The 11,421-nt window shown below is 33.6% G+C and carries 5 protein-coding genes and 3 pseudogenes; 7 read left to right on the forward strand and 1 reads right to left on the reverse strand.

Annotation, left to right across the window (positions count from 1 at the left end; all coding sequences use genetic code 11):
• Window positions 1-24 precede the first annotated feature (24 nt).
• Window positions 25-1,722: a helix-turn-helix domain-containing protein gene (locus tag ACSG5Z_RS28355; RefSeq protein ID WP_306008755.1), complete on the reverse strand. Its 1,698-nt coding sequence runs from the start codon at window positions 1,720-1,722 to the stop codon at window positions 25-27.
• A 1,393-nt stretch (window positions 1,723-3,115) separates the two neighbouring features.
• Between ACSG5Z_RS28355 and ACSG5Z_RS28360 the strand changes: the two genes are divergently transcribed.
• The 7 genes and pseudogenes from ACSG5Z_RS28360 to ltrA form a co-directional block, all read left to right on the forward strand.
• Window positions 3,116-4,825, forward strand: a complete 1,710-nt coding sequence (locus ACSG5Z_RS28360; RefSeq protein ID WP_435712673.1) for a hypothetical protein — start codon at window positions 3,116-3,118, stop codon at window positions 4,823-4,825.
• 1,002 nt (window positions 4,826-5,827) lie between these two features.
• Window positions 5,828-6,934: pseudogene (locus tag ACSG5Z_RS28365) on the forward strand (conjugal transfer protein).
• Between the two features lie 2 nt (window positions 6,935-6,936).
• Window positions 6,937-7,227, forward strand: a complete 291-nt coding sequence (locus ACSG5Z_RS28370; protein ID WP_000421394.1) for a hypothetical protein — start codon at window positions 6,937-6,939, stop codon at window positions 7,225-7,227.
• A gap of 39 nt (window positions 7,228-7,266) precedes the next feature.
• Window positions 7,267-7,671 (forward strand): TcpE family conjugal transfer membrane protein, encoded by a 405-nt coding sequence (locus tag ACSG5Z_RS28375; RefSeq protein WP_097890861.1) that lies wholly within the window; start codon window positions 7,267-7,269, stop codon window positions 7,669-7,671.
• A 59-nt stretch (window positions 7,672-7,730) separates the two neighbouring features.
• Window positions 7,731-8,747, forward strand: a pseudogene (locus tag ACSG5Z_RS28380) (ATP-binding protein); the annotation flags it as partial.
• Between the two features lie 63 nt (window positions 8,748-8,810).
• Window positions 8,811-9,440: pseudogene (locus ACSG5Z_RS28385) on the forward strand (lysozyme family protein); the annotation flags it as partial.
• Window positions 9,441-10,220: 780 nt separating this feature from the next.
• Window positions 10,221-11,421, forward strand: a 1,201-nt coding sequence (ltrA, locus tag ACSG5Z_RS28390; protein ID WP_435712674.1) for a group II intron reverse transcriptase/maturase, incomplete at its 3' end; no start/stop codon positions are given.

An 11,421-nucleotide genomic window follows, 5' to 3' on the forward strand; every position in this document is an offset into this window, starting at 1 on the left:
CCATTTAAAGGTATCTGCTTCTCTTTACATAGACTCTATAATCATTTGTCTTTCATACCACTTGTTTAGCTTTTCATTAACACTTTTTGAAATACGCTTCATTTTGTTATTACAGAATCTTGAAAGCGTAGCAGGGGATAAACCTATTTCATCTGCTATCTCACGCATTGTTTTATTTTGATGCATATGCTGATACATAATTTTTTCTCGTATCACATCTTCTGATCCTTGAGGAGTTTGTTTTACTGTCTCTGCAATATAATGGTCCTCCTGCTTCTCTTGCATACCTATTACTTTTTTCTTTACCATACTATCTATATTATCCATCAATTCTTTTGGTGGTAAGATAATGATTCCTAATTTGGAGTAGTAATTCTTAAACCAATTACGTTCTCCTATCCTTGTTTCATCCAATTCCTCTGCATACGCCCAATGTGAAATGACACATTCTTTTTCTAAATCAATTAAAACACTTTCTAGTTGTTCACGAATTCGAGTTGGGCGACCCTTTGTAGTTGTAATACCCATTACAGATAGTAGACCTTTTTCCCCACCAATGGAGTATGGTCTTTTTAAAGTACTGTATTGTTGACGGATTCGCCACTGCCAGGATAAATAACGTATTAAACGTTTATGAAACTTGTGTCTATAGCTATTATACTCTAATGCTTTTTTCGATAATAAAGCAGTTGTGCTATTAGACCCATACAAATAGCCCGATAAGAAACTACCTGGTTTAATCTTACAGGATTCTATCCCCATATATTCATTAGTATTCTTATCTCTCCATAACACTACAGAGTCCAGTACGAATAGTCTCTTGATTACTTCACGTTTTACTTCAAATTTTTCCCCAGTTTCAGCTTGATCGTTCAATACTACAACTTCATTATCATCATTCAAATAAATAAAGATGCTTGCTAACGCTGCAATACGTTGTGCTACCTTTATCTTATCTTCTGCACGATAATACTCTACACCGTTTGCTGATGCTTTTGGCATATTACATAATTCCAATACATTCTCATAACTAAAATCTATGAATTCATCTGGAGATTTAGCTTGATTTAACCATTGTATTGTAATGGTATCCAAACAATCTGCTGTAAGATCATCCATATTACTAATTACTCCATCAACCAATATAGACCATCTTTCTGCTTCATTTGTATTCACTAATCTCAAATCCTCATCTTTATGTGAAGATAGTTGTGCAACTCCGCTTGAATTTTTTGTTTCTAATGGCAGTACCGTTTTTGCTGCTGCTTCATCTTCTTCAAACTGATTTTTTGCTATTCCATCACGTAATTGATAGTACATTGCGTCATTTGATACAGGATAATATTCGTCAGGTATATCTGCTATATACTCTTTTATATGACCATGTTCAGGATTTAAAATTTGAGTTGGTTCAACTGCTTCAAACTTTTCTCCAAACTCTTGTTCAATGATTTTATCTAATACATTTTGAATCTCAATTTTATATTTATCTAGATTCGCATAAATGTTCAACAACGATATTCCTTGTTCTTGTTTCTGCCCCAGCCAAGAAACAAGTGTTGAGAATGAAGGGGATATATTAGCTGATGTTACTAATTTATCGTGATTCTCTTGTACTTCGTTATAATATTTTTGCCATTTGGCCCATAACTGCTTATTTTCTTCATAGATTGGAGCAGCAAGTAGGAGGGCATCACTGAACAATACTAATACTTTCTCCATATTTAAGTACCTCCTAACAATGTTAATAACCAATATAATATAAATCCTAACACTATGAAACCTCATAGCTATATGATGGCTACATAACCTTTAAGTTGAAATGTTATCTGAATAATCCGCACAATTGTTGATTTTTACTCTTTTTATTGTGGATCATTTAAATTCTCTTTACTTGTCTTTAATTATATAAAACTGCTTCTATTTGTAAAATCACTACTTTACAATACAATTTCAATTTTTAAAAGTAAATTAGTTAAATACACTGATTTTTTGCTTAACGACTAGAAACTTGTTACTTTAGGTCACAATTTAAATACGCCAGCTGCTTCTTACTTGAAACTTCATAGCTTTATCATGGCTATTAACTCTTATTTGAAACTATATAGCTTTATCGTGGCTATTAACTCTTATTTGAAACTATATAGCTTTATCGTGGCTATTATTTCTTACTTGAAACTATGTAGCCTTATCATGGCTATAAGCCCTTATTTGAAATTGTATAGCTTTATCGTGGCATTAACTCTTATTTGAAACTATATAGCTTTATCGTGGCTATAAGCCCTTATTTGAAATTGTATAGCTTTATCATGGCTATTACTTCTTACTTTTAATAATGAATAGCTTTATCATGGCTACAATTTCGTAATTTATGAAACGTTATAGCTATATGATGGCTACAACGTTGAAAAAATGAAACGAGAATATCCTGAAAATCATTTGACTAAAAATTTTTTTATTCTATGTAAATTAGTAATAAACGTTGATATAAAGCCATTTCATAAAATATGAAAGAAAAAACGCTAAAATCATTATAGCTATATGATGGCTACAACTTTCACTTTGAAAATCCAAACAACCTATATGTACCAAGAGTTACAGCAGTTTTTAATAAAATATAACTTGTTTTAAAAACATGAAACGTTATAGCTATATGATGGCAGGAAACATGAAACGAACTGAAACGTTTATAGCTATATGATGGCTACAACTTTCACTTTAAAAACCCAAACAACCTATATGTAACAATGGTTACAGCAGTTTTTAATAAAATATAACTTGTTTTAAAAACATGAAACGTTATAGCTATATGATGGCTACAACGTTCAAACGGAATTGGATGAAAACCCTATAAAATCAATGGTTTCAGAGGATTTCTCCCACTATATACTACGTTTCATATTCAAAAAACTTCATAGCTCTATGGTGGCAACAAACTTTTTTTCATGAAACGTCAAACCCCTTGTCGCACAAGGGATAGAGGCACGTTTCATTTTTTTGTTTTTTCTCTTAAAGGGACAGATTTCACCAGTATTCGATTTGATATAATCAAAAATGATAATTTATATCTAATTGTGGGGAAAACTGCAACTTAATATATAAGGAGGTGAAAAAGATGGCAAAACCTTTCGTTATAAAGAACAAACGTAGTTTGAATGGTGAAACAACAACACCGGTAATTGTAACAATTAAATCATGGCAAAAGTTAGTAGAAGCTTTAGAAGGTAAGTATTACAGTTTTAAAGATACTTATTTAGAAGACATTGTGAAGTCAATGTCCTATGAAGAACGAATTGCAGATGAAGAGGGATTTGTTGCTAAAGCAAAGCCATCTTTTTCACTGAAAATGAAAAAGATTGTAGATAAAGTAAGTGAATTTGATAAAAACGAAGGCAGAAAACATAAGCTATATGGAATTACAAATGCTGATTTAGAAGTATTTCTATTTCTTCATAAAAAATGTAATACATATGGTGAGCTTTCGCATGTATCGATCCACATGCTTTGGGAAGATTATAAAAATTATAAAGAAGCATTTGCACATATTCACCACTCACAATTTTATGTGGCTTTGAAGAAATTAAGCTTCCATAACATCATTACAATCGAAAATGAGTACAGTGGTAAATATAAAATCATCTTAAATGATTTTATGAATAAGGAAACAAATAAAGCAAATGCCTATACATTTATTAGCCCAATAGTATTTACCAAAGAATTCTTTGAGTTATCCATTGCAGCTAAGAAACTATTCATGGATGTAGCAATGCAGCAGAAACGCGAAACTACCCTGAAACGTTCTTTATTCAAAGTTGACGAACAAGGAAACTCAACACACTTTGGTGGTATGTATCGTTACTTACATAAGAAATACCCACATCAGATTCGTGCTGTACTTGAGGAACTAGAAACAAAACTATCTGCTACCGGATCTCCTTTATTTAAAATTTGCAAGTTAGAAAAAGGGAAGAAAAATAAAAAGCAATACACAACATTGCATTTATCTGTACATCCTGATTTCTTATGCGCGAAAGAAGAAGGAGCAGAATACCGTGATCCATTTACACCACGAGATACATATAAGCGTAAAGTTAAATTTATAGAAAACTTGTTAGTTGAAATGAATATTGCTGAATTTGCCAAGGATATGAACCAATTCATTAATGTTTTAAAACACTCTTGTCACCGTCAAATTCGCCAAGTAGTTCGTGGTTTACGAGAAATGATTGATCGACAAGAAGGATATCCTAAAAAGCTTGTTTATACACTAAGTAAATTATTAAAGCAATCTTCTCAATATCGTGTATTAGACACAGCTGCTAAAACTGGAATTTATCCTTTAATTACACACAATGTACCTAAACATGAACAAGAAGAGGCCATTTTTAAATTTGGTACTCATTTTGCTATATACTCTTTACGTAATGTTCAAAAGCTATTCCGTAAAGCGCATGACCTGCTTCATGCGAAATATGCTGTACCTGTAACTATAGATACTTACCATCGTAATTACCTGCAGTATCAAGAGGAATCACTATTTAGAAAGTATGCTTATGAGCAAGGCGTAAACATTAACGCATATACAGCATTAGAAATTGAAATACGCGAACTCTTAAAGTCTAGTGGGCATAAGGGAAATCAAATCCCTAGTGAAATTCGTGAACTGTTCATTGAAAAAATTGATAAATTGCCGAAGGAAAAGATTCGTGTAATTGAGGTCTCTGAAGACTTTAATTTAATTCAGTTTCTACAGTCCTTAGAAGCATATTACCGTTCAACAAGTGAAGTACCACATACGGTTGATCAGCTGCTTCCAGCAATGTAATGATACAGCTCTCTACTTTTGAAAAAAACAAAAGTGGAGGGCTATTCGTGTTGGAGATAACTTGTGGAGTGTATTACTTCAAGCAAAGTAGAGAGTCAGTTTTCAAATTTAATGATCACAACTCTCTATTTTTTATGCAATTACATACAGTGCATGTGAAACAAAATGAGATATTCACAATTTTTAAGTTATTAAATCTGAATTTTCAATCTTTTTCTATCATTTCACCTACAAAAAAGCAGAAATATTTATTATTATTCTGTTGATATCTTAATAAATTTGATCTGATGTGTATAAGATATAGCCATAAGTACTGTTCTTATCATGTTCCATCTCTTAATCTACTTAAAATCAGAAAAACATCTGTTAATTCTGTTTAAAAAGTGGATACTGTTCCTAACTTTGACCAATTTGTTAATAAATTGTGTGTAGTTTTTTTATAAATGTGGAAAGTTTGTTCGTAAGTCATCAGAATTTACATTTATTATTTATTCTGTTACTTGCATCAAATTAACGATGATTATATGTAGTTTTTATATACCTACTTTACGATATTATGTAGTTTTTAATCATCATCCAGCTCATTAAGTACATTCCCAGTATTTACTTTTTATGATTTTTTACGGCTAGAGTAATGATGAACCCTTAGCATAGCAATGTTTTAAGACGATTTTTTCTCTGTATAAAAGTTTTATCTTTTTTCTTTATATATATTAAAGATATATATTATATTAGGTTTTTATATTGTGTAATACTTACTATAAAGAATAGATCCTGTGTAAAACCAATTTCATTTCTTAATGAAATTGGTTTTTTTATGTACTTTAATAAACATTATATTTAGTTTTAATCATTCTAAAAAAATTTTGATATAAAACATAATTTTTTTTATTTCTCTTAGATTTCCGAAAAAAGTAAATCATACTTAAAGTAGATAGTTGATTAGTGGAAATTACAATGAACTTTGTAATCTCCTAACCATTTAAAAAGAGAGGTGAAGACATGGTAAAAAAGAAATCCCAGGAAAACGCCGAAAAAAAGAAATTTACATTCTTTAAAAAAGCAAAGAATAAAACAACTGAAATATTAGATATGCAACAAGAAAATTCAGAAGCACTTAAAGAAAAGAAGAAACGTAAAACAAGGGAGAAAGTTCCAGCAATAACAGGAAGGAAAGTAGGTAAGGTTACATTTTAGTGTGTGATGGGATTCATGATTGCAGGACGCTCCCTTTCATTTATCCAACTTGCCGGTCCTCCTAGAGCAGTAGCTGTTCAGGAAAAGAAAGAGGAGCCCGTAAAAATTAAAATGTCAGAAGCAGAATTAATTGCATATGCGAATAATTTTGCCGCTAATTATTTTAATTGGAAAGTTGATATGAATGTAGCTGAAGAACGAAGAAAACGATTAGAGAAATTTCTAGTTGAAGGATCTGATGAGCAAGGTGGATTAAATAGAGATACTTTAAAAAACGCTTCTAGTACTTTAGTTAAATCGGAAGCAGTAGAGGTCCGACAAAAAGGAAATGAAGCAGAAGTTACATTGAAAATCATTCAGAAACTAGAACCTGTAAATAATCCTGCTCCTGAAACGACACAAGCTCCAGACACACCAAAAGAACCAAAAGAAGTTATAAGGTACTTCTCTATACCAATTTTAATGGAGAAAGGGAAGATGGTAGTCCCTAACAATCCTACAATCGTTCATGGAGAGAGAGAAAAGGCATCTTATAAAGTAGCCACTTTCAAATCAGAAGGACGAGAAATTAATACAGATGCAGAAATAAAAAAAGTAGAACAATTTTTACAATCTGTATTTAAAGTGTATACAGAAGGAACACCAGAAGAAATTGCTTACTACTTTGAAAAAAGTAATATAACAAATGGACTAAAAGGTATTATGACATTTAGCAAATTAGAAAACCTACGAATTTATGAAGATAAGGATAAAGGATACAGAGTCTTAGTTGATGCTAAGTTAAAAGACAATGATAGCAGCTTAGAGTACACATACACATATGATTTAAATCTTGTAAATAAAGATAACAAGTTTTCAATTAGCTCTATGAAGAAATTTGAAAACACATTAGAGAAAGTGGAGGGTAAATAATTATGGAGCTTTTGGGATTAGATATGGTTGCTCAGCAATTACCTGCTATTACGGATGCAGCGGTCTTAGGCAACATTAATTTTGGAGTGAATGCAAAAAACTGGTTAGTAGCTCAGTTAGGTCCCATTTTTTTAGTTGTAGCAATCATCGGTGTAATAGTTTTACTTGTAAAAAGACAAATGGCTGGTCTAATTGGTTGGTTAGTACTTTGTGCGATTGTATCTGTGTTTGTATTCACTCCAGATGTATTCAAAGATCTTGGAACAAAATTATATAATTTATTATTTAAATAATTATTAGTAAAAAATAGAAATTTTAAGGAGTTGGTATAAGTGACTCAGAAACCGACTCGCAAGGAAGTAAGGACTTACAACTCTATATGGGATATTCCTAAGAGTTTATATGGGATAAGGGATATAACACTCCCTTTCCCTGTACCTTACAGGCAGCTGGGGATTTTTGTTGGAACACTATTAATAATAATATTCTTACAACAGATTTTACCATTAGGAGACAACGTCTTTTTTAAATATCTAATATTACCTGGTGGTGTAGCGTACTTCTTTGGAAATGTAGAATTGGATGGAAAAAGCCCACACAAATTTATGTATCGATTCTTTGTATTTACATTTGAAAAAAAGAAGTTGAGTCGTTATAAAGATGCAACTGGAAATATTGGAAGCTATCAATATAAGACAGTAGTTCGATTTAAGGATGATTCAATTAAGAAAAAGTAATTAATTAATCTATACGGAAGAATTAGTTTAGTCTCATATTCTTCTCTAAGGAGGCACAAATGAATCAGGTTGAATTTCCAGTCAAATATTTTCATGATAATTTGATTTTTAACCAAGATGGTTCTTGCTGGGCGTATTATGAGGCATACGGGATTCCTTATGAATTTAAAGGAGACGATGATAAAAATACGTTGTTTATGCGACAACTCGGCTTATTTTGGAATTATGAAGAAGAAAAACATCTATTGATGATACCTGTTTATCAGAATTTCAAAGAAAAAGCCGATGAGTTTAAAGAAACAGTAAGCGGTGAACTAAAAGAGCTGGCAATCGATCATACTGATGACGTTGTCCATGAGTTAGAAAGAAAAATTGGTAAAAACGCTGTAGAATATCGTTATTTTATAGGTGTGAAATTAAAAGTAAGACACATACAAGAAGGACTTAAGGAAATGCTTTACACTGCATTTCATACCTTTAAAAACACTGCAGAACAGTTTGGATTACTTGGTGATACCAAAATACTAAAAACTGATTTGGAGATGTATAAACGGGAAGCTAGCGCCTTTAGAAATAAAATAAGAAAACATTTAGCAGTAAGAAGTTTAGAAACCAATGAAACACAATGGATTGTATTACGCAACTTCTATCGTACATTGGAAGCACCTGTTACAGCAGGATGGACGCCACCGGTAGTTGATGACGATTCTGCTATCTTTCCGAATCAAGAGAGCTTGTTACGCCTAACAGAATCGGAGATAGACGTTAAAGGAAGACATATAGAAATGTCCCAAATCGGTTCTGATGGATTAGAGTATCCAGCGTATATGAGTTTCTTATCGGCATCGAAGATTCCATACACAATGGAATTTCCAGACCAAGAGTGGATGTATATGATCCAAAATATAGATTTCCCAATCGAACTAAGTATACGCACAGAAAATATTAACCACCGTAAAGCTCTATCTAAACTAAATAAAAAGAAAAAAGATTTAGAAGATCAAGAAACACATGCAAGGGAAAATTCACAAACTGTGGGACTAAACGTGTATGAGGGTGTTCAAGAAGCTTTAAAAAATGTAAAAGCAAAAGAAACCATAAAACCAAAATAATTCAGCACACGAGGGAGGGTTTATACATTGAGTGCGGAACCAAATCGCGACCATGAAAATGAACATCATCCTGAAGCTGAACTAGGGAATGCTAAGCCTGCCTTGAAAAAGGCAGGCCATTCTTTAGGGAAGGCGGCTGGTAAAGGATCAAAATTAGCGGGTAAAGCAGTTGCACAAGTAGGTAAGAAAGTAGCAGTTAAAGTAGCACAGAAGGCAGCTACAGTTGCTGTTGCAAAGCCATTATTAATAGTAGCCGGTATTATTTTGGCTGTTGTTGCAGGTTTAGGTATAGTGATATTTTTATTAACCGCCACAATGAGTGAAGATGAAGTCAGTCCTGGAGGAATTGGTGGTCCTTTTGCACCAGATACTGCAAGTGTTAGTCCTGAAGTAATGAGATGGGAGCCGTTGGTACGGAAATATGCAGCCCAACACGGCATAGAGGCAATGACTTCACTAATACTAGCTCTTATCCAACAAGAAAGTTCTGGAACCCAGTTGGACGTTATGCAAAGTTCCGAATCACAAAATCATCCTCCTGGTTATTTTACAGATCCAGAAGAAAGTATTAAATATGGTTTAATGCATTTTGCAGATTGTCATAAAAAATCCAACGGCGATCAAAATATTACATTACAGTGTTATAACTGTGCGACACGTTCTTAACTGAAAAGGTTAAGCACTGATACAAAATCAGGAGAACTACTATTTCGAGAAGTCAAATGAAAGGGTAACGCCTGGAAGGGCTTCCTCTGATACTCCGACATGCATGATGCAGTGGATAAGAACTGTAAGTGTATGAAGCTCGGTAAAGTCGGCTGAGAGCTATCGTAAAGTACGTAAGTACTACGAAAGTTGTCCAGAGGTGGATGATGTAGCCTATAGGTCGGGAGTCTATAAAACACTCATGGGTAGAATGGATTCATAAAAACTATCGGTAGGCAGAATTTGACGAATCTCCGAATGTACGGGTCTAGAACGCATAACACATAGAAATGTGTGTGCCACGGTCGTGGCGTTGATGTGGGTAAGTAAGAATAGTTGTTATGAAAACCCATATGTCGTTATAGGCGACATCGAGTCAACAGGCTTAAAGGAGAGCCCTAAAAGTGTCATGAACAGATAGAAGTAGTGGAACGTGGAAAGCCACCAACATGGAGAACTTATCTTTGGTGAAATGTTTAAGGGGAAAATGTTCGTGAGATTAGCGTACATATAACCTTTATTTATGGTGGTAAGAGTGATGGCACAGTACCTATGAAATGATGGAAACATCATGGAGGGATAGCCATTAGTCTGATAGAAGATTGACCAACCATTTTATAAAGTGAATCAGTCGAATTATAAGGTTCTTGTGAGACTAAAAAAGGTTAACTCTGAAAGGAGCACCGACTTATAAAGAAAACTGCGAAGCTTAGACACGCTGAATACTATGATATGCAGTCCATTCTGGACGGCCTATATCAGCAAGGTCGAAATGGAGACAACTTTTATAAGCTAATAGAGCTTATGACGATGGATGAAAACATCAAATTGGCATATCGAAACATTAAAAGAAATATGGGGAGTGTAACAGCTGGAGTCGATGGAATGACCATCAACGACATAAAATTGCTTTTAACAGATGAAGTGATAGAACAGGTTAAATCAATGTTCTCTTGGTACAAACCACAAGCGGTTAGGCGAGTTTTTATACCGAAACCTAATGGTAAAAAGAGACCTCTTGGAATACCAACAATATGGGATAGACTTTTTCAACAGTGCATCTTACAAATCCTTGAACCTATATGTGAAGCAAAGTTTCATGCTCATAGTTATGGATTCCGTCCAAACCGAAGTACACATCATGCATTAGCAAGAATGAAATCTTTGGTGAACAGTCAAGGAAGAGGTTTTCACTACTGTGTGGACATAGATATCAAAGGATTCTTTGACAATGTAAATCACGGAAAGCTCATGAAACAGCTATGGAACATGGGGATAAGGGATAAAAGACTACTTTCTATCATTTCAAGTTTGTTAAAAGCAGAGATCATTAATGAAGGTTTCCCGAATAAGGGGACTCCGCAAGGAGGCATTTTAAGTCCTCTTCTTTCTAACGTGGTTTTAAACGAGTTAGATTGGTGGGTTAGTGACCAATGGGAGACCATAGAGACTAAACATCCATATGTGGCGAGACAAGATAAGTATAGAGCATTAAAGAAAAGTAATTTGAAGGAATGCTTTCTCATTAGATATGCAGATGATTTCAAAATATTATGTCGTAACTACTCAACGGCTCTTAAGATGTTTGAAGCGACAAAAGATTTTCTCAAAACGCGGCTACAGCTTGAAATTAGCACTGAGAAATCCCAAATTGTTAACTTGCAGAAGAAGTCTAGTGACTTCTTGGGATTCACTATTAAGGCACGTAAAAAGAGAAATCGGCATGTTGCTCATAGTAGGATGTGTCAAAAAGCCAGAGGAAATGCCTACGGAAAATTGAAGGAAGCCATCAAGAAAATAAGTAAGAAGCAGACGCCAGAGGCAGTATGGCATTACAACACAGTTGTGATGGGCATACAAAATTATTATGCGGCTGCAACCCATATTAATAAAGATTTAGACCAAATGAGTTGCCATCTCATAAGAACACTCT

The organism is Bacillus pretiosus (genome assembly GCF_051294775.1).
GTDB lineage: Bacteria > Bacillota > Bacilli > Bacillales > Bacillaceae_G > Bacillus_A > Bacillus_A wiedmannii.